At 72.9% G+C, this 24946-nt stretch carries 23 protein-coding genes; 17 read left to right on the top strand and 6 right to left on the bottom strand.

Going from position 1 to position 24946, the window contains the following annotated elements; all coding sequences use genetic code 11:
* Both ACFY1T_RS12330 and ACFY1T_RS12325 read right to left on the bottom strand, forming a co-directional pair.
* Nucleotides 1-582, bottom strand: a complete 582-nt coding sequence (locus ACFY1T_RS12330; protein WP_390788060.1) for a pyridoxamine 5'-phosphate oxidase family protein — start codon at nucleotides 580-582, stop codon at nucleotides 1-3.
* 8 nt (nucleotides 583-590) lie between these two features.
* A complete protein-coding gene (locus ACFY1T_RS12325; protein ID WP_390788059.1) occupies nucleotides 591-2099 on the bottom strand; it encodes a hypothetical protein in 1509 nt (502 codons plus the stop codon).
* 174 nt (nucleotides 2100-2273) lie between these two features.
* Between ACFY1T_RS12325 and ACFY1T_RS12320 the strand changes: the two genes are divergently transcribed.
* Nucleotides 2274-3467 (top strand): argininosuccinate synthase, encoded by a 1194-nt coding sequence (locus ACFY1T_RS12320; RefSeq protein ID WP_390788058.1) that lies wholly within the window; start codon nucleotides 2274-2276, stop codon nucleotides 3465-3467.
* A 99-nt stretch (nucleotides 3468-3566) separates the two neighbouring features.
* The gene (gene argH / locus ACFY1T_RS12315; protein WP_030860130.1) at nucleotides 3567-4997 is read left to right on the top strand and encodes an argininosuccinate lyase; all 1431 of its coding nucleotides are present in this window, start codon (nucleotides 3567-3569) and stop codon (nucleotides 4995-4997) included.
* A gap of 194 nt (nucleotides 4998-5191) precedes the next feature.
* On the opposite strand, the gene ACFY1T_RS12310 is transcribed toward argH, so the two are convergent.
* Nucleotides 5192-5701, bottom strand: a complete 510-nt coding sequence (locus ACFY1T_RS12310; protein ID WP_390788057.1) for an HAD domain-containing protein — start codon at nucleotides 5699-5701, stop codon at nucleotides 5192-5194.
* 89 nt (nucleotides 5702-5790) lie between these two features.
* On the opposite strand from ACFY1T_RS12310, the gene ACFY1T_RS12305 reads away from it, so the two are divergent.
* The 3 genes from ACFY1T_RS12305 to ACFY1T_RS12295 all read left to right on the top strand — a co-directional run bounded on the left by ACFY1T_RS12305 (nucleotide 5791) and on the right by ACFY1T_RS12295 (nucleotide 9457).
* The gene (locus tag ACFY1T_RS12305; protein ID WP_390788056.1) at nucleotides 5791-6342 is read left to right on the top strand and encodes a TetR/AcrR family transcriptional regulator; all 552 of its coding nucleotides are present in this window, start codon (nucleotides 5791-5793) and stop codon (nucleotides 6340-6342) included.
* Nucleotides 6339-7913: an MFS transporter gene (locus ACFY1T_RS12300; protein ID WP_390788055.1), complete on the top strand. Its 1575-nt coding sequence runs from the start codon at nucleotides 6339-6341 to the stop codon at nucleotides 7911-7913. The genes ACFY1T_RS12305 and ACFY1T_RS12300 overlap by 4 nt, the downstream gene beginning before the upstream one ends.
* Nucleotides 7914-7981: 68 nt before the next feature.
* Entirely contained in the window at nucleotides 7982-9457 is a 1476-nt protein-coding gene (locus ACFY1T_RS12295; protein ID WP_390788054.1) for a membrane-associated oxidoreductase, read from the top strand.
* Nucleotides 9458-9460: 3 nt separating this feature from the next.
* Here the strand turns inward: ACFY1T_RS12295 and ACFY1T_RS12290 are convergent, their stop codons facing one another.
* Entirely contained in the window at nucleotides 9461-10090 is a 630-nt protein-coding gene (locus ACFY1T_RS12290) for a lysophospholipid acyltransferase family protein (RefSeq protein ID WP_390788053.1), read from the bottom strand.
* A gap of 304 nt (nucleotides 10091-10394) precedes the next feature.
* On the opposite strand from ACFY1T_RS12290, the gene ACFY1T_RS12285 reads away from it, so the two are divergent.
* The 3 genes from ACFY1T_RS12285 (at nucleotide 10395) to ACFY1T_RS12275 (ending at nucleotide 12736) form a co-directional block, all read left to right on the top strand.
* Entirely contained in the window at nucleotides 10395-11549 is a 1155-nt protein-coding gene (locus tag ACFY1T_RS12285) for a glycerophosphodiester phosphodiesterase (RefSeq protein WP_390788052.1), read from the top strand.
* A gap of 127 nt (nucleotides 11550-11676) precedes the next feature.
* Nucleotides 11677-12192, top strand: a complete 516-nt coding sequence (locus ACFY1T_RS12280; RefSeq protein ID WP_390788294.1) for a sigma-70 family RNA polymerase sigma factor — start codon at nucleotides 11677-11679, stop codon at nucleotides 12190-12192.
* A 37-nt stretch (nucleotides 12193-12229) separates the two neighbouring features.
* Entirely contained in the window at nucleotides 12230-12736 is a 507-nt protein-coding gene (locus tag ACFY1T_RS12275) for a GNAT family N-acetyltransferase (RefSeq protein ID WP_390788293.1), read from the top strand.
* Between the two features lie 25 nt (nucleotides 12737-12761).
* Here ACFY1T_RS12275 and ACFY1T_RS12270 read toward each other — a convergent pair whose 3' ends face one another.
* A complete protein-coding gene (locus tag ACFY1T_RS12270) occupies nucleotides 12762-13178 on the bottom strand; it encodes a hypothetical protein (RefSeq protein WP_390788051.1) in 417 nt (138 codons plus the stop codon).
* Nucleotides 13171-13539 carry a hypothetical protein gene (locus ACFY1T_RS12265; RefSeq protein ID WP_123515313.1) on the bottom strand — a complete coding sequence of 123 codons (369 nt, stop codon included), beginning with the start codon at nucleotides 13537-13539 and terminating at the stop codon, nucleotides 13171-13173. Before ACFY1T_RS12265 ends, ACFY1T_RS12270 begins: the two co-directional genes overlap by 8 nt.
* Before the next feature lie 88 nt (nucleotides 13540-13627).
* Between ACFY1T_RS12265 and ACFY1T_RS12260 the strand changes: the two genes are divergently transcribed.
* From ACFY1T_RS12260 to ACFY1T_RS12220, 9 genes are all read left to right on the top strand, one after another.
* On the top strand, nucleotides 13628-13753 hold the full coding sequence (locus ACFY1T_RS12260; RefSeq protein WP_390788050.1) for a hypothetical protein: 126 nt from the start codon (nucleotides 13628-13630) through the stop codon (nucleotides 13751-13753).
* Nucleotides 13754-14115: 362 nt separating this feature from the next.
* Nucleotides 14116-15180 (top strand): methionine ABC transporter ATP-binding protein, encoded by a 1065-nt coding sequence (locus ACFY1T_RS12255; protein ID WP_390788049.1) that lies wholly within the window; start codon nucleotides 14116-14118, stop codon nucleotides 15178-15180.
* Entirely contained in the window at nucleotides 15177-15845 is a 669-nt protein-coding gene (locus ACFY1T_RS12250) for a methionine ABC transporter permease (RefSeq protein ID WP_390788048.1), read from the top strand. Before ACFY1T_RS12255 ends, ACFY1T_RS12250 begins: the two co-directional genes overlap by 4 nt.
* A 96-nt stretch (nucleotides 15846-15941) precedes the next feature.
* Nucleotides 15942-16805, top strand: coding sequence for a MetQ/NlpA family ABC transporter substrate-binding protein (locus ACFY1T_RS12245; RefSeq protein WP_030860107.1), 864 nt, complete (start codon nucleotides 15942-15944; stop codon nucleotides 16803-16805).
* Between the two features lie 185 nt (nucleotides 16806-16990).
* Nucleotides 16991-17683, top strand: coding sequence for a GNAT family N-acetyltransferase (locus ACFY1T_RS12240; protein ID WP_030860105.1), 693 nt, complete (start codon nucleotides 16991-16993; stop codon nucleotides 17681-17683).
* A gap of 103 nt (nucleotides 17684-17786) precedes the next feature.
* Nucleotides 17787-19007, top strand: a complete 1221-nt coding sequence (gene cbiE / locus ACFY1T_RS12235) for a precorrin-6y C5,15-methyltransferase (decarboxylating) subunit CbiE (RefSeq protein ID WP_390788047.1) — start codon at nucleotides 17787-17789, stop codon at nucleotides 19005-19007.
* A gap of 248 nt (nucleotides 19008-19255) precedes the next feature.
* On the top strand, nucleotides 19256-22522 hold the full coding sequence (gene cobT / locus ACFY1T_RS12230) for a nicotinate-nucleotide--dimethylbenzimidazole phosphoribosyltransferase (RefSeq protein ID WP_390788046.1): 3267 nt from the start codon (nucleotides 19256-19258) through the stop codon (nucleotides 22520-22522).
* Nucleotides 22523-22807: 285 nt separating this feature from the next.
* The gene (gene cobA, locus ACFY1T_RS12225; RefSeq protein WP_390788045.1) at nucleotides 22808-24028 is read left to right on the top strand and encodes a uroporphyrinogen-III C-methyltransferase; all 1221 of its coding nucleotides are present in this window, start codon (nucleotides 22808-22810) and stop codon (nucleotides 24026-24028) included.
* Between the two features lie 58 nt (nucleotides 24029-24086).
* Nucleotides 24087-24932, top strand: coding sequence for a TrmH family RNA methyltransferase (locus ACFY1T_RS12220; protein WP_384703319.1), 846 nt, complete (start codon nucleotides 24087-24089; stop codon nucleotides 24930-24932).
* Nucleotides 24933-24946 lie beyond the last annotated feature (14 nt).

Below are 24946 nucleotides of genomic sequence, written 5' to 3'. Positions count from 1 at the left end.
TCAGACGGTACGGGGCGGAAGGGGCAGCGGCAGCGCAGGCAGGCCGTCGACGCTCGATCCGATGAACTCCTTCTTCTCGCAGTACGCGCCGAACTCCTCGTCCGTCTTGCGCCCGAAGTACTCCGCGTGGAGGGTGCGCTCGCCCTGGTACTCCATGAACGGGACCGCGTACCCGCACACGTCGGCGATCCGGCGGGCGTGCACCACGATGATCGCCCGCGCCGAGGGGCCGTCGGCCGCCCCGAACAGGCCGATCAGCTCACCCCAGCGGGGGTCGTCGCGGAAGACGGCCTCGCCCTCGCCGTGGATGCGCACGATGTTCGGCGGGCCGCTGAACGCGCACCACATGAGCGTGATCCGGCCGTTCTCGCGGACGTGGGCGATGGTCTCGGCGCCGCTGCCGCCGAAGTCGAGGTAGGCGAGCGTCTGCTCGTCGATGACGACGAGCGTGCCCGCGCGCCCCTTGGGGGACAGGTTGACGTGTCCGTCCCCGGCGAGCGGGGCGGTGGCCGTGAAGAAGACCGGCTGCGCCTCGATGAACGTGCGGAGCCGTCCGTCTATGCGTTCGTAGAGCTTTCCCATGACGATCATTATCCGATCGGCCCGGAGGCGGCGCGGGGAATTCCGAGCTGCGCGCGCATCCGTCCCATGACGAAATCGCTGAACAGCCCGGTGCAGCGGTCCAGCAGCGCCGCCACCTCCGGGTCGCCCGGGGGCAGCTCGGGCGGTCGCCGCGGGGACCACAGGCTCTGCACGCGCTGCGCGGCGACCCGGCGCAGGCCGGGGTCGGCGTCCGTCAGCAGCTCCACGGAGGCCCGCAGCCCGATGACCCCGCCGCGGGCGTGCAGCACCCGGTACGCGGCCCGGCGCGTGTGTGCGGGCCGGGCGGGTGCGATCCGCTCCAGCAGCCAGTCGGCGGGCAGTCGCCCCCCGACCCCGGCCAGGCTCACGGACGCCTCCCGGGCCACCGCGGCCGACGGGTCGTCGAGCAGCGGCCGCAGCAGGTCCACGTCGGTGGCGTCCAGCGCGCGCAGTCCGGCGACCGCCGCCGCCCGCACCGCCGCCGCGGGATGGTCCAGCAGGGCGCGCAACAGCGGCGCGTCCGCCCGCCGGGCGCACTCGGCGAAGCCGGTGACGGCGTACGCGCTCAGGCGCGCCGGGTCCTCGACGAGGGCGCGGCACCGCGCGTACGGGTCGTTGCCGTCCTGCGCGACCAGCCAGCGCGCGCAGGCCCGCACCAGCCCGGAGCGGTCGGTCAGGAAGCCTGCCGCCTCGCCGGAGCGCCCGGCCCGCCGCAGCGCCGTGACCCCGCCCGAGCGCACCATGGGGACGTGCCCGCGCAGCAGGAGGTCGATCGCCTCGTCGTCGGGTCCGTCGGCGGCCAGCGCGGCCAGCGCCGCGTCCGCCCACAGCCGGGCCGTCGCGGGATCCTGCTCCTCGCCGGCCCGCCGGGCCAGCTCCCGTACGCCGAACAGCCCGGCGTCGAGCGTGATGCGCGTGGCGAACCGCCGGGTCGCCAGGTCCCCGCTGCGCCTGAGCCAGCCGAGCACGGTGTCGGGCTGCTCGCCGGTCATGGTGCGGGCGTCCCGTGCCGGGCGCCACCACTGCGCGGGGCGCGCGGGACGCCAGTAGGGGGCGAGCACCGGCTCCGGCGCGCGAAGGGCGGTCTCGAAGAGCGCGCGCGCCCAGCGGCCCTGTTCGCGTCCGGCCAGCCGCAGGACGAGCGGGGTGAGGTCGATCAGCGTCCGCGCCGGGTCGGCGGCCAGGCGCCCGGCGAGCACCTGCCGGGCCCGCTCGCGCACGGCGGGGACCCAGTCGGCGCAGCGGATCGCGACGAGCGGGAGCGGCGGGTTCGCCACCCGGAGCGCGGCCTCGCGGATCCGGCCGTCGGGATGGCACAGGCGCACCTCGATCCGGTCGGCGCCGCGGGGCCCGGGGAACCAGGGGGAGTGGTGCCGGCGGACCTCCGCGTCGAAGGCGGTCCAGGAGACCGGCAGGACGGGGCGGCGCGCGCCGCCGATCCCGAGACGCCCGCCGCGCAGCAGTTCCGCCGCCGCGGCCCGGCCCTCCTCGGCCTGGTGCTGCGCGTCGACTCCCATGTGTCCTCCCCCTGTGGTGCGGACCGCCGATCGTAGGCCTTCGGCTCCGTTTGCGCCCCTGATATTCGCGCTGGTCAGCGGGGTGCGACGGCGATCGATTGACGAAACATACGGAGCAGTGCATAGTTATGCCTGTACCTGGATGGACCGCTGGACGCCCGTAAGGAGAAGCCCGTGACCGAGCGCGTCGTACTCGCCTACTCCGGCGGACTGGACACCTCCGTCGCCATCGGCTGGATCGCCGAGGAGACGGGCGCAGAGGTCATCGCCGTTGCCGTGGACGTCGGCCAGGGCGGCGACGACCTGGACGTCATCCGCAAGCGCGCCCTCGCCTGCGGCGCCGTCGAGGCCGAGGTCGCGGACGCCAAGGACGAGTTCGCCGATGGGTACTGCCTCCCGGCGATCAAGGCCAACGCCCTCTACATGGACCGGTACCCGCTGGTCTCGGCGCTCTCCCGGCCCGTCATCGTCAAGCACCTGGTCGCCGCCGCGAAGAAGCACGGCGCCGGCACCGTCGCCCACGGCTGCACCGGCAAGGGCAACGACCAGGTCCGCTTCGAGGCCGGCATCCAGGCCCTGGGCCCCGACCTGAAGTGCATCGCCCCGGTCCGCGACTACGCCATGACCCGGGACAAGGCCATCGCGTTCTGCGAGGCCGAGAACCTTCCGATCGCGACCACCAGGAAGTCCCCGTACTCCATCGACCAGAACGTCTTCGGACGCGCCGTCGAGACGGGCTTCCTGGAGGACATCTGGAACGCGCCGATCGAGGACCTCTACGAGTACACCGCCAACCCCGCCGAGCCGCGCGAGGCCGACGAGGTCGTCATCTCCTTCAAGGAGGGCGCCCCCGTGGCCGTCGACGGCAGGCCCGTCACCGTGCTCCAGGCGATCCGGGAGCTCAACGCCCGGGCCGGCGCCCAGGGCGTCGGCCGGATCGACATGGTCGAGGACCGCCTCGTGGGCATCAAGTCCCGCGAGGTGTACGAGGCCCCCGGCGCGATCGCTCTGATCACCGCCCACCAGGAGCTGGAGAACGTCACCGTGGAGCGCGAACTGGCCCGCTACAAGCGGCAGGTCGAGCAGCGCTGGGGCGAGCTGGTCTACGACGGCCAGTGGTTCTCCCCGCTCAAGCGGGCCCTGGACGGCTTCGTCGACGAGGCCAGTCGGCACGTCACCGGCGACGTCCGGATGACCCTGCACGGCGGCCGCGCCGTGGTCACCGGCCGCAAGTCGGACGAGTCGCTGTACGACTTCAACCTGGCGACCTACGACTCGGGCGACACCTTCGACCAGTCCAAGGCCCAGGGCTTCATAGAGATCTTCGGCCTCTCGTCGAAGATCGCGGCCCGCCGCGACCTGGCCTGAGCCCGACTCGTTACGCCAGTACCAAGTCGGCCTCCCCGTAACCTCCGCGACGGGGAGGCCGACGCACATCCACGCACACGTTCTTGAGGAGCAGCAGCTGTGAGCAGCAACAACGGTGGTGACGTCCGGCTCTGGGGCGGCCGGTTCGCCGACGGCCCCGCCGAGGCCCTCGCGAAGCTCTCCGCGTCGGTCCACTTCGACTGGCGCCTCGCGCCCTACGACATCGCCGGATCCCGCGCCCACGCCCGCGTGCTCGCCAAGGCGGGCCTGCTCACGGCGGACGAGCTCGACCGCATGATCGCGGGCCTGGACCGGCTCGAGGCCGACGTCGCCGACGGCTCCTTCACCGGCACCATCGCCGACGAGGACGTGCACACCGCCCTGGAGCGGGGCCTGCTGGAGCGGCTCGGCGCCGACCTCGGCGGCAAGCTGCGCGCCGGCCGGTCCCGCAACGACCAGGTCGCCACCCTCTTCCGGATGTACCTGCGCGACCACGCCCGGATCGTCGGCGGACTGGTCGCCGAGCTCCAGGACGCGCTGGTCGGCCTCGCCGAGACGCACCACGACGTGGCCATGCCGGGCCGGACCCACCTCCAGCACGCCCAGCCGGTGCTCTTCGCGCACCACGTGCTGGCCCACGTGCAGGCGCTGTCCCGGGACGCGGAGCGGCTGCGGCAGTGGGACACCCGGACCGCGGTCTCCCCGTACGGCTCCGGCGCGCTCGCCGGCTCCTCGCTGGGGCTGGACCCGGAGGCGGTGGCCGCCGACCTGGGCTTCGAGCGGGGCTCGGTCGGCAACTCGATCGACGGCACGGCCTCGCGCGACTTCGTCGCCGAGTTCGCCTTCATCACCGCGATGATCGGGATCAACCTGTCCCGGATCGCGGAGGAGATCATCATCTGGAACACGAAGGAGTTCTCCTTCGTGACCCTGCACGACGCCTTCTCGACCGGGTCGTCGATCATGCCGCAGAAGAAGAACCCGGACATCGCGGAGCTGGCGCGCGGCAAGTCGGGCCGGCTCATCGGCAATCTGACGGGGCTGCTCGCCACGCTCAAGGCGCTGCCGCTGGCCTACAACCGGGACCTCCAGGAGGACAAGGAGCCGGTCTTCGACTCCTGCGACACCCTCGAAGTCCTGCTCCCGGCCTTCACCGGGATGATGGCCACCCTCACGGTCAACCGGGAGCGGATGGAAGAGCTGGCTCCGGCCGGCTTCTCCCTGGCCACGGACATCGCGGAGTGGCTGGTCAAGCAGGGCGTGCCGTTCCGCGTCGCGCACGAGGTGGCCGGCGAGTGCGTGAAGGAGTGCGAGGCGCTCGGGATCGAGCTCGACGAGCTCACCGACGAGCAGTTCGCGAAGATCTCGGAGCACCTGACCCCCGAGGTCCGCACGGTCCTCAACGTGCCGGGCGCCCTCGCCTCCCGCAACGGCCGCGGCGGTACCGCCCCCTCGGCGGTCGCGAAGCAGCTCGCGGAGCTGAAGGCCGACCTGGTCATCCAGCACGCCTGGGCCACCCACAAGCAGTAGCCGCACGGCGCTGCCCCATCTGTTCCCGCGGCCATGCGGCCCGCACGCCCGCGCCCCCTCCGGGGCCCGGGCCCTGCACCCCCGCACGCCGCGGAACGCCCGCGGGGGCGGCCGGAGCCCTGGCTCCGGCCGCCCCCGCCTCGTTCCCGCCCCTGCCCTCCCGCCTCCTTCGGGCCGGACGGGCGGCTCGGCCGTCACGCGGCCCAGCGCGCCAGCGCGTCGAAGTCCGGGCGGGTCAGGCCGATCTGCTCGTCGACGCGCAGGAGCAGGGCCCGTGCCGGGTGGAGCCGGTCCACGTACTCCCGGTCCATCGCCGTGATGTCGTCGTCGATCCACGCGAACTCCCGTGCGCCCGCGTACTCCAGGACGTACTGCGTCTTCCAGAAGGTCCCGCGCGGCGCCCGCCCGTGCATCTGCGGCCAGTCGATGTACGGCAGCCGCGGCAGGCCCAGCTGCGGGCCTATCCAGTCGTTCGCCTCGTCCTTCCACGTGGTGGCCCAGACCAGCTCGTACGAGCGCGCCAGCGCGAGCAGCTCCGCGCCGTGGGCGTGGTTCAGCCAGACCCGCAGCGGCCGCCGGCTCTCGGCCTCCGTCCATCCGGTCGGGCGCATCCGGTGGGTGGAGTAACCGGCCGGGCGGCGCTCGGCCTGGGCCGCGTACGGGTTCAGCGGGCCGTCCACGTCGATCAGCAGCAGTGGCTTCATGGGGTGAGGATTCCTCTCCGGCTGCCCGCGGGCAGCTCATTTTCGGCTTCAGTGAGACAGTCACGTCTCATTCGGGGTATGCTTGTCTCATGGCCATGGATCGTGACCAGGTGCTCCGCGACGCCGCAGCCCTGCTCTCCCGCAAATCGACCGCCACGATGGACGAGGTCGCCCGCGCCGCAGGCATCGGGCGCGCGACCCTCCACCGGCATTTCGCCGGGCGCGACGCCCTCGTGAGGGCCCTCGAGGAACTCGGCATCCGCCGGTTCGAGGCGGCCTTCGACAACGCCCGCCTCGACGAGGGCACGGCGGTCGAGGCCCTGCGCCGGCTCGTGGCCGAGTCCGAGCGCGACGCCCAGCTGCTGGCCTTCCTCGTCACGGAGAACCAGCTCTTCGAGGGCGACCAGGTCAACGAGGGCTGGGCCCGGCTCGACGCCCGCGTGAGCGCGCTCTTCCGGCGCGGACAGGCGGAGGGCGACATCCGGATCGACCTGAGTCCCGCCTGGCTCACCGAGGCCCTCTACGGCCTCATCGGCACCTGCGCCTGGGCCGTCATGGACGGCCGGGTCGCCGCGAAGGACTTCCAGTACATGATCATCGAGCTGCTGCTCGGTGGCGCACGACGGAGCGTGGAGAAATGAGCCGCACGGAACAGCTGACGCAGAGGCAGGGGACGGGGGCGAGCAGGGCCGGGGGGAACACGGGAAACACGGGGAGCAAGGGGCGCTGGCTGGCGCTCTGCGTGCTCGTCCTGGCGGTCCTGCTGGTCGCGGTGGACGCCACGGTACTCGGCCTCGCCACACCCTCCATCAGTGAAGACCTCAAGCCGTCCGGCACGCAGCTGCTGTGGATCGGCGACATCTACTCCTTCGTCATCGCCGGCCTGCTCGTCTCCATGGGCTCCCTCGGCGACCGCATCGGCCGCAAGAAGCTGCTCCTGGTCGGCGCCACCGCCTTCGGCGCCGTCTCCGTCCTCAACGCCTACGCCACCAGCCCCGAGATGATGATCGTGGCCCGCGCCCTGCTCGGCGTGGCCGGTGCGACCCTGATGCCCTCGACGCTCGCGCTGATCCGGAACATATTCCACGACCCCAAGGAGCGCAGCCTCGCCATCGGCATCTGGGGCGCCACCGCCTCGGCCGGCGCGGCCGTCGGGCCCGTCGTCGGCGGAGTCCTGCTCCAGCACTTCTGGTGGGGCTCGGTCTTCCTCATCAACGTGCCCGTGATGGTCGCCCTGGTCCTCGTCGGCATCAAGCTGCTGCCCGAGTCGAAGAACCCGGTGTCCGGCCCCTGGGACCTGCTGAGCGTCGCCCTCTCGCTCGTCGGCGTCATCGGAGTCGTCTACGCCGTCAAGGAAATGGCCACCCACGGCGTGACCCGGGGCGTCGCGGTCTCCGCCGTCCTCGGTGCCGCGTGCCTGTACGGCTTCGTCCGCCGCCAGTTCAGTCTGCCGTCCCCCCTCCTCGACATGCGGCTCTTCAAGCACCGCGGCTTCTCCGGCGCGGTCCTCGCCGACCTGCTGACCGTCTTCGGCCTCTCCGGCCTCGTCTTCTTCCTCTCGCAGTTCCTCCAGCTGGTCCAGGGCCGCGACACCCTCGAGGCGGGCCTCGCCGAACTGCCCGCCGCCATCGGCGCGGTGGTCACGGGCCTGGTCGCCGGCCGCTACGCGCGCCGGTACTCGGTGCGGTCGGTCGTCACCGGCGGCCTCGCGGCCATCGGGCTCGCGCTCGGTGCGCTCACCCTGGTCCACAAGGAGAGCGGCTACCCGCTGCTCGGCGCGGCCCTGCTGGTCGTCGGCCTCGGCGCCGGCTTCTCCTTCACGGTCACCGCCGACGTGATCCTCTCCAGCGTCCCCAAGGAGCAGGCCGGTTCGGCCTCGGCCGTCTCCGAGACGGCGTACGAACTCGGCGCCGCCCTCGGCATCGCCCTGCTCGGCTCCATCGTCACCGGCGTCTACCAGAGCTTCACCGCCCCGGCCTCGGTCCCCGGACCCATCGCCGACGCCGCGCACGAATCCCTGGGCGGCGCCGTCGAAGCCGCCAAGGCACTGGACCCCGCCACCGCGCAGACGATGGTGGGCGCGGCCCAGGACGCCTTCGTGGACGGGCTGCGGCTCGCCTCCGGCGTGGGCGCGGCCGTACTGCTGGCCACCGCGGCGGCGGCCTGGTTCCTGCTCAGGGGCCAGCGGCTCCAGGGCGGTATCGAGCACTGACCGGCCCCAGGGGATGGTGTCCCGAACGGAGTTGACACTCCGTTGACCCGCAGGACACCATCCCGGCGATGGAGATCAACGATCTGACCCCGGCGGAACGCCGCGTATGGGACGCCTTCCCGCGCGGCGAAGGCATCGACTTCCGGGAAGGTCCCGACGAGGACGCCTCCGACGGTGGTGACTGGGGTCCGGAGCGCACCGTGCGCGCCGAGGTCATCGCCGCCCTCCTGCTCGGCAATCCCGCCCCGTCGGGTCAGGTCCCCGGGATCAACGTGCGCGGCATCCGGATCACCGGGAAGCTGGACCTCAAGTATGCGGTCATCGAGCATCCGATCCGGCTCCGCGCCTGCTGGTTCGAGCGCAAACCCCAGTTGTACGGGGCCCGGGTGCGGGCCCTGGTCCTGACCGACTCGGCGCTGCCCGGACTGACCGCGTCCACCCTCTGCGTGGACATCACCCTGCGGCTCAACTGCTGTCGCGTCACGGGTCCGATCCGGCTCACGGGCGCCCGCATCACGGGCGGCCTCTTCCTCCAGGGAGCGGTGATCCGGCCGGGCACCCTGGCCGACGAGGACGGTGAACCCCCACTCCAGCTCAACCACGCCGAAATAGGCACCGACATCATCGCCGACGAGCTCATCCTCCACGGCCAGCTCCGGATCAACGGCGCCACCATCGCCGGCCTGATGAGCCTGGACCGGGCCAAGCTCATCAACCCCGGCGGGATAGCCCTCCACGCCGAGACCGTCTCCGTCGGCACCGATCTGCGCGCCCACCGGCTGGAAGCGGACGGGATGGTCAACCTCACCGGCGCCCGCATCCCCGGTCAGCTGATCCTCACCCGCGCGCGCCTGGCCAACCGGGACGGGGTGGCCCTGCGGGCCAGCAGCTGCACGATCGGCGAGTTCTGGCTCAGGCTGTGCCCGCCCATCGAGGGCATCGTCAACCTGCGCCGAAGCCAGCTGGACATGCTCTATGCCGAACCCGACGTGTGGCCGCCCGTGATCCGCACCGAAGGGCTCACCTACCGGGTCCTGCACCCGCACCTGCCGCCCGGGGAGCGGCTGCCCGCGCTGGAGCGGGAGGAGTCCGGCTACCTCCCGTACGCGTACGAGCAGCTCGGCGCGGCCTACCGCACGGTGGGCGACGAGGCGGGGGCACGCACGGTACAGCTCGCCAAGCTGCGGCGGCACCGCGGCACCCTGCCCCGGCACGCAAGGGTCTGGGGGCTGCTCCAGGACGCCACCGTCGGCTACGGGTTCCGGCCGCTGCGGGCCGCGGGCTGGCTGGCGGCGCTGCTGCTGACGGGCTCGATCGCGTACGGCCTGCACCCGCCGAGGGAGCTCAAGGCGGGGGAGGCGCCGGAATTCAATCCGGTGTTCTACACGATCGACCTGATGCTGCCGATCGTGGGCTTCGGCCAAGAGGGCGCCTTCGCGCCGAACGGCTGGTACCAGTGGCTCTCGTACGTACTGATCGTGACCGGCTGGGTCCTCGCCACGACGACCGCGGCGGGCGTCAGCCGGTCACTCCAGCGCCAGTAGGAGCTACGCGGCCTTCGCCTTGGTGGCGTACATGTCCACGTACTCCTGGCCCGAGAGCCGCATGACCTCCGCCATCACCGAGTCGGTGACGGCGCGCAGCACGTAGCGGTCGCGGTCCATGCCCTCGTAGCGGGAGAACTCCATCGGCTCGCCGAAGCGGACGGTGACCCGGCCCGGGCGCGGCATGCCCTTGCCGCCCGGCTGGAGCTTGTCGGTGCCGATCACCGCGAAGGGGACCACGGGGGCGCCGGTCATCAGGGTGAGGCGGGCGATGCCGGTGCGGCCGCGGTAGAGGCGGCCGTCGGGGGAGCGGGTGCCCTCGGGGTAGATCCCGAAGATCTTGCCCTCTTCGAGGATGCGGCGGCCGGTCATCAGGGCGGCGACTCCGCCGTTGGCACCGTCACGGTCGACCGGGATCATGCCGGCCCCGGTGAAGAACCAGGCCATGGCGCGGCCCTTGACGCCCTTGCCCGTCACGTACTCGTCCTTGCCGATGAAGTGGACCGTCCGGTCGCACACCAGCGGAAGGATCATGGAGTCGATGAAGGTGAGGTGGTTGCCCGCCAGGATCACCGGACCGGTGCCCGGGATGTTCTCGATGCCCTCCACACGGGTGCGGAACATCATGCGCATGACCGGTCCGACAGTGGCTTTGATGAGCGATGTACGGAACAACGTGAGCCCTCCGGCATCGAAACGCGATTTTCGCACCACACGGGGGTAGTGCAGGTGAGGACGATACTCGCGGGTCAGCTCCGAGCGCACATCGGGTTCACGAGGTGGATACGCAGTGTTGACGCACGTTTCCGCCATGTTCCCCCCGGACCCACCCCCGCGCCACCGGCTGCTGCCTACGATGCGCACGCCGAATCGGGCCGCTCGGACCCGCAGACCCCGGGTACCACCCGGCCCGCTCAGACGAACTGGAGTGGCATTCATGACGCAGGGTGGGGCAGCACGGCGCACGGTCCTGGGGGCGGCCGTCCTGGCGGCGGGCGGCGGCATGGCCGGAATTTCGGCGGGATCCGCCTCCGCAGCCGACGCCGACGCACGCCGCGGCGGCTACCGGGACCTTCCCGTTCCGTTGGTCATCGGCCACCGCGGGGCCTGCGGCTACCGGCCCGAGCACACCCTCGGCTCGTACCAGCTCGCCCTCGACCTGGGCGCGGACGTCGTCGAGCAGGACCTGGTGCCCACCAAGGACGGCCACCTGGTGTGCCGCCACGAGAACGAGATCGGCGGCACCACGGACGTCGCCGACCACCCCGCGTTCGCCTCCCGGCGCACGACCAAGTCGATCGACGGGGTCGCGGTCACGGGCTGGTTCACCGAGGACTTCACCCTCGCCGAGCTGAAGACCCTGCGGGCGAAGGAGCGCATTCCCGCCATCCGCCAGCGCAACACCCTCTACGACGGCCGGTGGGACGTGCCCACCTTCGAAGAGGTGCTGCGCTGGGCCGACCGCGAGGGCAAGCGGCGCGGCAGGCGCGTCTGGCTGCACGTCGAGACCAAGCACCCCACGTACTTCCGGTCCCTGGGCCTGGGCCTCGAAGAGCCCCTGGCCAAGCTGCTGCGCCGCCACGGCCGCGACGGCCTGGGCGCTCCGCTCTTCCTGCAGTCCTTCGAGCCCTCCAGCATCCAGCGGCTCTCCCGGCTGGTCGCGGCGCCGCGCGTGGTCCTGCTGTCCGGCGCCGGCACCCGGCCCTGGGACTTCGAACAGGCCAAGGACCCGCGCACGGTGTCGGACCTGGTCAAGCCCGAGGGCCTGAAGTGGATCGCCGGATTCGCCCAGGGCATCGGCCCCACCATGGACCTGATCCTCCCGCGCGACGCCTCCGGCAAGCTCGGTGCCCCGACCACGCTGGTCAAGGACGCCCACGCCCGCGGGCTGGTGCTGCACCCCTATACCGCGCGCAACGAGAACACCTTCCTGCCGGCCGAGTACCGCAAGGGCACCGACCCGAACGCGTACGGGGACGCCTTCGGCGCCTTCAAGACGTACTTCGAGCAGGGCATCGACGGCATCTTCACGGACAACGCGGACACCGGACTGCTCGCCGCGGAGGCCTTCCGCCCGGGGCGCGGCCGCTGAGGAGGCGGGGCCGGGCTTCGGCCGGCCCCGAGGCCCCGAACCGTCAACAGATAAGCGGAATATCACGTACGGGTGGGCTGTGCCGGGTGCGGAAACCGCCGGGCACGGCCCGCGCGTCCCGCCCGGCATGGACCTGCTGAAGGACTCCGACCTGCTGGACGAACTGGGCCCTCTGCTCTCCGCCGAGGCGGCCGCGGAGGCCCCGGGCGCCGGCGTGGAAGCGGCCGACCTGGAACAAGCCGTCTGGGTCAGGCTGCTGGAGCACGACCCCGCCCCCGCCGAGCAGGCCCGCTGGCTGCGCCGGGCGGTGCGCGCCGAAGCCCGGCTCGCCCGCCGCCGCGCCCGCCGGGAGATCCCGTACGGCGGCCGGCCCGGCAGCGCGGGCGCCGGGCCCGAAGACGCCCTGCTGCACGGGGAGGAGAACCGGGCCCTCCGATCGGCGGTCGCCCGATTGCCCGGACGGTGTCCGGAGCTCATGGGTGCACTTCTTTCGCCCAGAGACCTCACCTACCGTGAAATCGCAGGAGAGTTGGGTATCTCACAAGGAAGTTTGGGACCCGTCCGTTCCCGTTGCCTGGGATGTCTGCGCAGAATGCTCGCGTCAGAGGTTGCGGCTCCCCGCCTTCGGGGAAGGGAGCGGTAGACCAATGGGCTACCAGGTGAGCGGGAGGCATGCGCACATGGGCATGAGCGTGACCATTTCGGCGGCAGCTGCCGAGGACACTGAGCAGATCCTCAAACTGCAGTACCTGGCGTTCCAGCGCGAGGCCGAGCTGTACGGCAACTACCGCATCCAGCCGCTCACCCAGACCCTGGACTCCCTCCGGGCGGAGCTGGAGTCGGACACCGTGCTCGTGGCCCGGCTCGGCGACGAAGTGGTCGGCACCGTGCGCGGCAGCGTCGACGAGGACGGCACCGGCAAGATCGCCAAGCTCTGCGTCCACCCGCGCCTGCAGGGCCACGGGCTCGGCGCCCGGCTGCTGCGCGCCGTCGAGGAGGCCCTCGCGGGCCACGCCGAGACCACCCGCTTCCGCCTGCACACCGGCCACAAGAGCGAGTCCAACCTGCGCCTCTACCGCAAGGCCGGTTACGTACAGGTCGGCGGCCGCACGGCCTCCGACGGCGTGCGCCTGGTCATCCTGGAGAAGGAGGCCACCGACGCGGCCGACTTCGCGGTCAGCGCCTGACGCCGGCGACCCCGGCCCGCGGCGCTCAGCGCCTGGCGCGCAGCCAGAGCATCCCGGTGATCGGCAGGATCACCGGGATGAACAGGTAGCCCATCCCGAAGTCCGACCAGACGGTCGCGTCCGGGAAGGCCTCGGGGCGCACCAGTGTCCAGGTGCCCACGGCCAGTACGCCCGCCAGCTCGGCGGCGCAGCAGAAGAGCGCCGCCCTGCGTGCCGTCTCCCCGCCCCGCACCAGCGAGTACGTGATGAACGCGTAGACCAGGGCCGCCGCGCCGGACAGCGAGTAAGCCAGCGGCGCCCGGTCGAACTCGGTGGAGATCTGGTAGGCCGAGCGCGACAGCGCGCCCACCACCATCACCCCGTACAGCCAGACCAGCAGCAGTCCGGGTCCGGAGACCAGCCGCTTGCGCTCGCCCGCAGTGGCGGTCGTCGTGTCAGGCACCGGGGGTCCCCCAGATGTCGTAGAGGCGTACTTCGAGGACGGCGAGGACGAGCGCGCCCGCGGCCACCGTCACCGAGCCCCACTTGGTCCGCTCGCTGAGCGAGAGCAGCCCGGCGGCCGGGACCGCCGCGAAGGCGCCCACCAGGTAGGCCACGAAGATCACCGTGCCCTCGTCGGGCTTGCCGCCCCGAGCCAGCTCGACCACGCCGACCACCAGCTGGGCCAGGGCCAGCAGAGTCACCACGCCCATGCCGATGAAGTGCCAGTCCTTGGTGGGCTGGTCCCGCAGGGCGGCGAATCCGCACCAGGCGGCGAGGGCGAGTGCGGCCGCGCCGAGGGCGACCGTCAGGGCGTCGAGCATGCAGCGAGGGTATTACGGGCCGAAAGGCCCGGTGCGCGCACCCCTGCGCGCGGGCCTTGCCGGCCGTCCCGCCGCCGGGATGCGGACCGTGGCCTTGACCACAACGCACCCCTCCGCCGGGCTCGGCACGGACGTGGTCGTACGGGCTCTCCCGGCCGTGTCCGTGCAGGTCAGCGACGGTCGCACCACGGTGTCGGCGGATGGCGCGGGCTGACCGAGGTTGTCCGGAATACGGCCGGATTCCGTCCGCTATGCGGACAGCTTTGATCGGTGACGGGATACGTCTGCTTTACTGGGGCCCATGACCACGACGAGCAGCCGCACCCTTGCGACCGAGGCGACGATGACGCCCGGTGCTCGTTGTATGTGTCGAATGTGCGCCTTCTGAGGGCCCCTCTCCTGCGTCTCGCGCCCCGAAGCGAGACCTGCCGAGCCCGTCCCCACCACGGACCGCTCCTGCCCCGCGCATGCGTCGACGCCGCCTTTTTGTGACGGTTCGACCCGTATCGCGTCCCCAGATGTTTGCCCCGTGCCGGCACCCCGCTGCGCCGCGCACTCGACAGCGACGGAATTCCTGTGATCACCACATCGGGCCTCACGAAGGTCTACCAGTCCCGTGGCCGCGAGGTCACCGCCCTGGACGGCGTCGATCTGCACGTCCGCGAGGGCGAGGTCTACGGAGTCATCGGCCAGAGCGGCGCCGGCAAGTCCTCCCTGATCCGCTGCGTGAACCTGCTGGAGCGCCCCACCACCGGCACCGTGACCGTCGACGGCGTCGACCTCACCGCGCTCGCCGGCCGCGGCCGCCGCGCCGGCAAGGAGCTCCGCGAGGCCCGCAGCCGCATCGGCATGGTCTTCCAGCACTTCAACCTGCTGTCCTCGCGCACCGTCCAGGGCAACATCGAACTGCCCCTGGAGATCCTCGGCGTCTCCGGCCGCGAGCGCTCCCGCAAGGCCCTCGAACTGCTCGACCTCGTCGGCCTCTCCGACAAGGCCAAGGCCTACCCCGGCCAGCTCTCCGGCGGCCAGAAGCAGCGCGTCGGCATCGCCCGCGCCCTGGCCGGCGACCCCAAGGTGCTCCTCTCCGACGAGGCCACCAGCGCCCTGGACCCCGAGACCACGCGCTCGATCCTCCAGCTGCTGCGCGACCTCAACCAGCAGCTCGGCCTGACCGTCCTGCTCATCACCCACGAGATGGACGTCGTCAAGACGGTCTGCGACTCGGCCGCCCTCATGAAGCGGGGCCGCATCATCGAGTCCGGCACCGTCGCCGAACTGCTCGCCACCCCCGGCTCCGAGCTCGCCGGCGAGCTCTTCCCCGTCAGCGGCAACGCCACCGGCCCCGACCGCACGGTCGTCGACGTCACCTTCCACGGCGAGGCCGCCACCCAGCCGGTCATCTCCCAGCTGTCGCGGACGTACAACATCGACATCTCGATCCTCGGCGCCGCGATGGACACCGTCGCCGGCCGCCAGATCGGCCGCATGCGCATCGAGCTGCCCGGCCGCTACGAGGACAACGTCGTGCCCGTCGGCTTCCTGCGCGAGCAGGGCCTCCAGGTGGACGTCGTCGAGGAAGAGGACGCCGCCGGCGCGATCGAGAACGAACTGGCCGCACTGGTCAAGGATGGTGCCAAGTGACCTGGTCCGAGATGCAGCCCCTGCTCACCCAGGGCACGTACGACACCCTCTACATGGTGCTGTGGTCCACCCTGGTGACCGTCCTCGGCGGACTGCCCGTCGGCATCCTCCTCGTCCTCACCGACAAGGGCGGCCTCCTGCAGAACCGGCCGCTCAACAAGGTCCTCGGCGTGATCGTGAACATAGGCCGCTCGCTGCCGTTCATCATCCTGCTGATCGCCCTGATCCCCGTCACCACCGCCGTCGTCGGCACCTTCATCGGCCCCACCGCCATGATCGTCCCGCTGGCCATCGGAGCCATCCCCTTCTTCGCCCGCCTCGTCGAGACGGCCGTCCGCGAGGTGGACCACGGCCTGATCGAGGCCGTCGAGTCCATGGGCGGCGGCGTCCCCACCCTCGTCGGCAAGGTGCTGCTCCCGCAGGCCCTGCCCTCGCTGGTCGCGGCCGTCACCACCACGCTGATCACCCTGATCGGCTACTCCGCCATGGCCGGCGCGGTCGGCGGCGAAGGCCTCGGCTCCAAGGCCATCACGTACGGCTTCCAGCGCTTCGAGACCGGCTTCATGCTCGCCACCGTCGTGGTCCTGATCGCCATCGTCACGGTGATCCAGCTGCTCGGCGACGGCGTGGTACGCCTGCTCGCCCGCCGCGGCCGGACAGCCTGAACCGGGCCCCCGCACCCCCCCAGACCCCCCTCTCCGAAAGCCCGCACTTGTCGTGCTTGGGCCTCCATCCGGAAAAAAGCAAGAAAGGCACTCTTCGTGCGCAAGAACATCAAGCTCACCGCTTTCGCCGCCGCTTCCGCCGCGCTCGCCCTCGGCCTCACCGCCTGCGGCAGCTCCTCGGACCCGTCCTCCACCAAGGCCGACGGCGGCAAGGTCGACGAGAGCAAGCCGCTCGTCATCGCGGCCTCCCCGAGCCCGCACGCCGACATCCTGAACTTCGTCAAGGACAAGCTGGCGGCCAAGGAAGGCCTCAAGCTGGAGGTGAAGGAGTTCACGGACTACGTGCTCCCCAACACCGCCACCGAGCAGGGCCAGGTCGACGGCAACTACTTCCAGCACAAGCCGTACCTCGACGACTTCAACAAGAAGAACGGCACCCACATCGTGCCCGTCGTGAACGTGCACCTGGAGCCGCTCGGCCTCTACTCCAAGAAGGTCAAGGCCCTCGCCGACATCAAGGCCGGCCAGACGATCGCCGTCCCCAACGACACCACCAACGAGGGCCGCGCGCTCCAGCTGCTCGCCGCGAACAACCTGATCACCCTCAAGGAAGGCGTCGGCACCAGCGCGAAGCTGTCCGACATCACCGACAAGAAGGGCCTGGAGTTCAAGGAGCTGGAGGCCGCCACGGTCCCGCGCGCCCTGAACGACGTGGACGCCGCGGTCATCAACGGCAACTACGCCCTGGAGGCCAAGCTCTCGCCCGCCAAGGACGCGCTGGTCCTGGAGAAGGCCGAGGGCAACCCGTACGCCAACTTCCTCGCGGTGAAGGCCGGCAACGAGAAGGACCCGCGGATCGAGAAGCTCGCCAAGCTCCTCAACTCCGACGAGGTCAAGAAGTTCATCGAGGACAAGTACCAGGGCTCGGTCGTCCCCGCCTTCGGCACCCCCGCGTCCTGACCTCCCGCTCCACCGACGATCACCGCCACTGATCGGCACCGCTGTTCGGCCCCGTACGCCCCCTGTGGGAGTACGGGGCCGAGCGCTGCCCGCTTCCGGGCAACCCGGCCGCCACATCCCACCGCCGATGCTGCATGCTGTGCCTACGGCCCGCACAAAGGTCCAGCAACGGCATGGAGCTGCGCATGACTACCACCTTCCCGGACGTCACCATCAGCACGGACCGGCTGGTGCTGCGCCCCTTCGACGGGGAGGACGTCACCGCGCTCGCCGAGATGATGAACGACGAGCACGTCATCGCCTGGACCTCCGTACCGCACCCCTACACCCACGCCGACGCCCACACCTGGGCCACCCGGGACTCCCACGCGGAGCGCACCGAGGGCAGAGGCATCGTTTTTGCCGTCGCCGAATTCCTCACCCAGCGCCTCGTCGGCATCGTGCACCTCAGGAACACCAACTGGCGCACCCGCAGCACAGAGGTCGGCTACGTCACCGCCCCCTGGGCCCGCGGCGAGGGCTACGCCAGCGAGTCCGTGCTCGCCGTCGCCCAATGGCTCTTCCACGACCAGCGCTTCGAACGCCTCGAACTGCGCACGGCGGCCGACAACACCGCCTCCCAGCAGGTGGCCCAGAAGATCGGCTGCATCAGCGAAGGCGTCCTGCGCAACGCCTGGATGGTGCGCACCCGGCCCGACAACGGAACAGACGGCGCCTGGACGGACACCCGCACCGACCTCATCGTCTGGAGCCTGCTCCCCGAGGACATCGACGACATGGAGGAGTCGGACGGCTACAACGGCCACGACGACTACGGGTACGGCCGCGGCGCCCGGGCGGGCGCCAGCGGCTTCGCCGTCGGCGCCGACTGGAGCTGACCGGACCGAACCGATGACCAGGTAGTCTCACCGTGCCTGGTGCCCGCCCGCCGGCCCCTGCCGGCGAGGCTCCGCCCGCCCCCACCCCAGGAGACTGACGACGATGGCCGACCGGGTCACGGTGATCGGCTGGGACGGCTCGCCCCTGACCGCGGCCGCCCGGTCCGCGCTCTCCGCCGCCACCCTCGTGGCCGGCGCCGCCCACCACCTCGCCCTCCCCGAGGTACCGCCCGCCGCCGAACGCATCCGCCTCGGCAGCCTCGGCCTCGCCGCCCGCCGCATCGCCGGCCACCGCGGCACCGCGGTCGTCTTCGCCGACGGGGACCCCGGCTTCTTCGGCGCCGTACGGACCCTGCGCGCCCCGGAGCACGGCCTCGAGGTCGAGGTCGTCCCCGCCGTGTCCGCCGTAGCCGCCGCCTTCGCCCGCGCCGGGATGCCCTGGGACGACGCCCAGGTCGTCGTCGCCCACCCCCGTACGCTGCGCCGCGCCGTCAACGTCTGCCGCGCCCACGGCAAGGTCGCCGTCCTCACCTCGCCCGGCGCCGGACCCGCCGAACTGGCCCTGCTGCTCGGCGGCGTCCACCGCACCTTCGTGATCTGCGAGGAGCTCGGCACCGCCAAGGAGCAGGTCACCGTCCTCACCTCCGACCGGGTCCCCGACCACAGCTGGCGCGACCCCAACGTCGTCATCGTCATCGGCGGGCAGGCCGCCGCCCCCGCCGCGCACTCCGCCGCGGCCGCCGACCCGGCCTGGCTCCTCGGCCAGAACGCCGCCCACACCGGCGGACGCGGCTGGGCCCGGCCCGGGCCCGACGGAGGCGAAGGGGAGTCGGCGCTGCTGCGCGCCGCCCAGCTCGCCCGCCTCGGCCCGCGCACCGGCGACCTGGTCTGGGACATCGGCACCGGCTCCGGCGCCCTCGCGGTGGAGGCCGCCGCGTTCGGCGCCGCCGTCATCGCGGTCGACGCCGACCCGCGCGCCTGCGAACGCGCAACTGCCGCCGCCCGCAAGCGGGGCGTACAGCTCCAGGTCGTCGCCGGTCGCGCACCGCACGTACTGGAGGACCTCCCCGAACCCGACGTCGTGCGCGTCGGCGGCGGGGGAGCCGAGGTCGCCCGGGCCGTCGCCGACCGCCGGCCCGAACGGATCGTCAGCCACGCCTCCACCCGCGACGAGGCGGAGGCGATCGGGCGCGCGCTCGCCGAGGGCGGTTACACCGTCGAGTGCGCGCTCCTCCAGTCCGTGGGACTGGACACCCGTACCTGGCACGAACAGGACCGTTCCGTCGTCTTCCTCCTGGCAGCCGAACGCCCCGTGAACCGCTGAGCGGTCTCGGGGTAGGCTGGCCGATCGTCGTACCGCCCTGGCAGCTCCGGGGGTGACGGCACCGCCGGACGCGCGACGTGGCGCAGTCCACAGCGCACCATGCCGGTTATGGCCGCCGTGGTGGCTAACGGGCGCGACAATGCTTACGGGTTGTCGTGCGGGGCGTGCGCGTGACGGACACGTCGTACGGAAACCCCGCTCGGGCGCCGGGCGATCGAAGACGCACAACCGATGGGCGAGGGGTACGCATGACTGACACCGGCCAGGTACCGGGCGAGGGTCTCCCGGACAACGCGGGCATGGTGGATCAGCAGGGCATTCCCGCTCCGGTCCAGCACCCGGGCCCCGCCCCCGCTCCCGTCCAGGGCGGCTACGCCTTCCAGGACCTCGTGGACAACCCGGCCGAGCCGGAGGACGAGGAACTGCTGCTCATGCCGAGCGGCCAGGGCTCGTGGAGCGACCCCCAGGTCGTCCCGCCGGCGCCGGTCTTCCCCGCCCCGGCCTCCTACGGCGAAGCGCCCTACACCGAGTACCCCGAGGCGCCGGCCGCCTACGCCGAGCCCGGCCACCCCGCCCGCTCCGAGTTCCCCGACCCGTCCTACGGCGACGCCTCGTACGGCGACGCGTCGTACAGCGCGGGGGCGCACGAGGCCGGCGGCCGTGACTCCGGTGCGCTCGACCTCGGCGGCCTCGTGGTCCCGCAGGCGGCGGCCCCGGTGGCCCAGGCCGCGCCCGCGGCCCCCGTCGCGCCCTCGCGCCGGCCGCTGCACATGGGCCCGCCCGTGCCCGAGGCCACCGGCGGAGTCGTACGTTCCCTCGCCGACCGCGGCCCGGCCGCGGCCCCCGTGGTGTCCCTGGCGCAGGTGGCCGCCCCGGCCGCGCCCGTAGCCGCCCCGGTGGCGCCGATCCCGGTGCAGGTGGCCGGTCCGCCGACCGTGGGCCCCGAGTACCTGGACGTCCCGCGGCCCGAGGCCGTGGCCGTGGCGGCCGCGCCGCAGCCGGGCGAGACCCCGCCGCAGGCCGGCGCCCCGTGGTCGGCGGAGCCGGCGCCGGAGCCCGCGGCCGTCCCGGAGCCGGTCATGGCGCCGGAGCCCGCCGTGGTCCCCGAGCCCGCCGTCGTACCCGAGCCCGCCGTGGTCCCCGAGCCCGTGATGGCTCCGGAGCCCGTCATGGCGCCCGAGCCCGTGGTGGCGCCCGTGCCCGTGGTGGCGCCAGTGCCCGTGGTGGTGCCCGAGCCCGTCATGGCGCCGGTGGCCGCCGAGGTCCCCGCCGAAGCCCCCGCCGGACCGGAGGCTCCCCTGCCGGAGCCGGTCGCGGTGCCTGAGCCCGAGCCGGTCGCGCTCGCCGCGGCCGCCGCGGAGCCGGCACCGGAGCCCGCCGCCGCGGAGCCGGTCGCCGCCGAGGCCCCTGCGGCGCCCGCCGCGGAGCCCGAGCCCGTCCCGGCCGAGGCAGCGCCGGTGGAGGCACCGGCCGCCGACCCGGAGCCGGCGGCGCCGGCCGCGGACGCGGTGGTCCAGGCCCCCGAGGCCGTCCAGGTCGTCGAGCCCGCCGCCCCCGAGGCCCCCGCCGTCCCCGTCGCCGCGGAACCCGCACCGGAAGCGGCCCCGCAGGCCGAGACCGTGGAGCCCGAAGCCGCCGCCGAGCCCGCCCCGGAGCCCGAGCCGGCCGTCGTGGCGGCCGCCGAGCCGGTCGCGGAGGCCGTCACCGAGTCCGAGTCCGAGCCCGAGCCCGAGTCCGACGCAACCGTCGCGCCCGTCGCAGCCGTCGCGGAGCCTTCCGCGGGCGAGGCTGCCCCCGCGTACGCCGACGCCGAGCGCGAGGCCGTCCTGCGCGTCATGCGCGAGCGCCGCGACATCCGCAACGGCTTCCGCACCGACCCGATCCCGCACGAGGTGCTCCTGCGCGTCCTGGAGGCCGCGCACCACGCGCCCAGCGTGGGCCACTCGCAGCCCTGGGACTTCGTCGTCATCCGCTCGGCCGAGACCCGCCGCACGATGCACGAGCTCGCCCAGCGCCAGCGCGAGGCCTACGCGAAGTCGCTGCCCAAGGGCCGGGCGAAGCAGTTCAAGCAGCTCAAGATCGAGGCCATCCTCGACACCCCGGTGAACATCGTCGTCACCGCCGACCCCACCCGCGGCGGCCGCCACACCCTCGGCCGGCACACCCAGCCGCAGATGGCCCCGTACTCCTCGGCCCTCGCCGTCGAGAACCTCTGGCTCGCCGCGCGCGCCGAAGGCCTCGGCGTCGGCTGGGTCAGCTTCTTCGACGAGCGCGAGATGGTCCGCGAGCTCGGCCTGCCGGAGCACCTGGAGGTCGTCGCGTACCTGTGCGTCGGCTACGTCGACGAGTTCCCGGAGGAGCCCGAGCTGGCGCAGGCCGGCTGGTCGCAGCGCCGCCCACTGGCCTGGGTCGTCCACGAGGAGACGTACGGGCGCCGCGCCCTGCCCGGCGAGGAACCGCACGACCTGCTCTCGGAGACGGTCGCCAGCATCCGCCCGCTCGACGCGAAGGCGCTGGGCGAGGCGTGGGAGCGCCAGAAGCGCATGACCAAGCCCGCCGGGGCCCTGGGCATGCTCGAAATCATCTCCGCACAGCTGTCCGGCCTCTCCCGGGTCTGCCCGCCGCCGATCCCGGAGCCGGCCGCGGTCGCGATCTTCGCCGGCGACCACGGAGTGCACGCCCAGGGCGTCACCCCGTGGCCCCAGGAGGTCACCACGCAGATGGTGGCCAACTTCCTGGGCGGGGGCGCGGTCTGCAACGCGTTCGCCAACCAGGTCGGCGCCGAGGTCTGCGTGATCGACGTCGGCGTCGCCGGGGACCTCCCCGCCACCCCCGGCCTGCTCCCGCGCAAGGTCCGTCCGGGCACCGCCGACCTCTCCACGGGCCCGGCGATGACCCGCGAGGAGGCGATCGCGGCCATCGAGGTGGGCATCGAGACGGCCCGCGACCTGGTGGCGGCGGGCAACAAGGCCCTGCTGACCGGCGAGATGGGCATCGCGAACACGACGGTGTCGGCGGCGCTGATCTCGGTCTTCACGGGCGTCGACCCGGCGGAGGTCACCGGCCGCGGCACGGGCATCAACGACGAGACGCACGCCCGCAAGGTCGAGGTCGTACGCCGCGCACTGGAGCTCCACCAGCCGGACCCGGCGGACCCGATCGGCGTCCTGGCGGCCATCGGCGGCCTGGAGCACGCGGCGATCGTGGGCCTGCTCCTCGGCGGCGCCTCCCTGCGCACCCCGGTCATCCTCGACGGCGTGAGCGCGGGCGCGGCGGCCCTGGTGGCCCGGGCCATCGCCCCGGAGTCCCTGTCGGCGTGCATCGCGGGCCACCGCAGCGCGGAGCCGGGCCACGTCGCGGCCCTGAACAAGCTGGGCCTGCGTCCGCTGGTCGACCTGGACCTCCGCCTCGGCGAGGGCACGGGCGCGCTGCTGGCCCTGCCGCTGGTCCAGAGCGCGGCCCGCGCGATGCACGAGGTGGCCACCTTCGACTCGGCCGGAGTCACCGAGAAGTAGCCGGGATCCGCCGGACGGGGCCGGGAACGCCGTGCAGCGGCGTTCCCGGCCCCGTCCGGCGTTCGCGGCACGGGGCCCCGGGGCTCGGCCCCGGAACGGGAAGGGCCGGAGCGGGGAGAAGACCCCGCGCCCCGGCCCCGCCGGTCGGGGCCGGGGGTGGAGCCCCGGGGGCGACGGCGCGGGTCGTATCGTGGACCCGGACAGCAAAACCGCACGTCACACTCCGACAGCCGCTCCAGCGCAGCAGCGGCCTGCACACACCGCCGCATCAGGAGCCGCACCGCTATGGCCGAACACCCCGCGTACCCCGTAGGACTCCGCCTCGCCGGCCGCCGCGTCGTCGTCATCGGCGGCGGCCAGGTCGCCCAGCGCCGGCTGCCCGCGCTGATCGCGGCCGGCGCCGACGTCCTCCTCGTCTCGCCCTCCGCCACGCCCTCCGTGGACGCCATGGCCGAGACCGGCGAGATCCGCTGGGAGCGCCGCCGCTACCAGGACGGGGACCTGGACGGTGCCTGGTACGCGCTGATCGCGACCCGGGACCGGGCCGCCAACGACGCCGCCTCCGCCGAGGCCGAGGCCCGCCGGGTCTGGTGCGTGCGCGCCGACGACGCCGAGGCGGCCACCGCCTGGACCCCGGCCACCGGCCGCGTCGAAGGGGTCACCGTCGCCGTCCTCAGCGGCAACGACCCCCGCCGCTCCGCCGCCGTCCGCGACGCCGTCGTCGAGGGGCTGCGCGACGGCTCCCTCACCGCGAACCGCACCCGCACCCCCGGCGTCTCGCTCGTCGGCGGCGGCCCCGGCGACCCCGACCTGATCACCGTCCGCGGGCGCCGCCTCCTCGCCGAGGCCGACGTGGTCATCGCCGACCGGCTCGGCCCCCGCGACCTGCTCGACGAACTCCCGCCGCACGTCGAGGTCATCGACGCCGCGAAGATCCCGTACGGCCGTTTCATGGCCCAGGAGGCCATCAACAACGCCCTGATCGAGCACGCCAAGGCCGGCAAGGCCGTGGTGCGGCTCAAGGGCGGGGACCCGTACGTCTTCGGCCGCGGCATGGAGGAGCTCCAGGCCCTCGCCGAGGCCGGCATCCCCTGCACCGTCGTCCCCGGCATCTCCAGCTCCATCTCGGTGCCCGGCGCCGTCGGCATCCCGGTCACCCACCGGGGCGTGGCACACGAGTTCACCGTGGTCAGCGGCCACGTCGGCCCCGACGACCCGCGCTCCCTCGTGGACTGGGCCTCCCTCGCCAAGCTCACCGGCACCCTGGTGATCCTGATGGGCGTGGACAAGATCGGCCTGATCGCCGAGGCCCTGGTGCGGCACGGCCGCCCCGCCGGCACCCCGGTCGCGGTCGTCCAGGAGGGCACCACGGCCACCCAGCGCCGCGTGGACGCCACCCTCGCCACGGTCGGCGAGACCGTACGGGCGCAGGAGGTCCGTCCGCCCGCGGTCATCGTGATCGGCGAGGTCGTCAACGTCGGGGCCCCCGCCGCCCCCACCGCCTGAAACATCCGCGGCCCGCACGGCCGTTGGCACCACAACCCGGACAAGGCAGTATCACCCTGTGGCTGATCTCATCACCGTCGAAGACCCCGACGACCCGCGCCTGCGCGACTACACGGGCCTGACCGACGTCGAACTCCGGCGCCGGCGCGAGCCCGCGGAGGGCCTGTTCATCGCCGAGGGCGAGAAGGTCATCAGACGCGCCAAGGACGCCGGGTACGAGATGCGCTCGATGCTGCTCTCCGCCAAGTGGGTCGACGTCATGCGCGACGTCATCGACGAACTCCCGGCCCCGGTCTACGCCGTCACCCCGGAGCTCGCCGAACGGGTCACCGGCTACCACGTGCACCGCGGCGCCCTCGCCTCGATGCAGCGCAAGCCGCTGCCCGCGGCCGACGAACTCCTCGCGGCGGAGGGGGCGGGCGCGGGACACCGGATCGCCGTCTTCGAGGGCTTCGTCGACCACGCCAACCTGGGCGCCGCCTTCCGCAGCGCGGCGGCCCTCGGCATCAGCGCGATACTGCTCTCCCCGGACTGCGCGGATCCGCTCTACCGGCGTGCCATCAAGGTCTCCATGGGCTCCGTGTTCTCGGTGCCCTACGCGCGCCTGGACCAGTGGCCCGCGGACCTGGAGAAGGTCCGCGAGGCGGGATACCGGATCCTGGCCATGACGCCGAGCCCCAAGGCCACGCCGCTGGACCAGGTCCCGCCGGAGCGTTTCGAGCGCTCCGCGATCATGCTCGGCTCCGAGGGGCACGGCCTGTCCACGTACGCGCTGCGCGCCGCCGACGAGTGGGTCCGGATCCCGATGGCCGAGGGGATCGACTCGCTGAACGTGGCCGCGGCCTCCGCGGTGGCCTTCTACGCGACCCGCCCGCCCCAGGCCGCCGCTTCCGCGGAGGTCTAGGAGGTGGCGGGGTG

This window comes from Streptomyces sp. NPDC001194 (assembly GCF_042896985.1).
Lineage (GTDB): Bacteria > Actinomycetota > Actinomycetes > Streptomycetales > Streptomycetaceae > Streptomyces.
The sequence above is the reverse complement of the archived record's forward strand: the minus strand, read 5'-3'. Positions and strand labels throughout refer to the sequence as shown.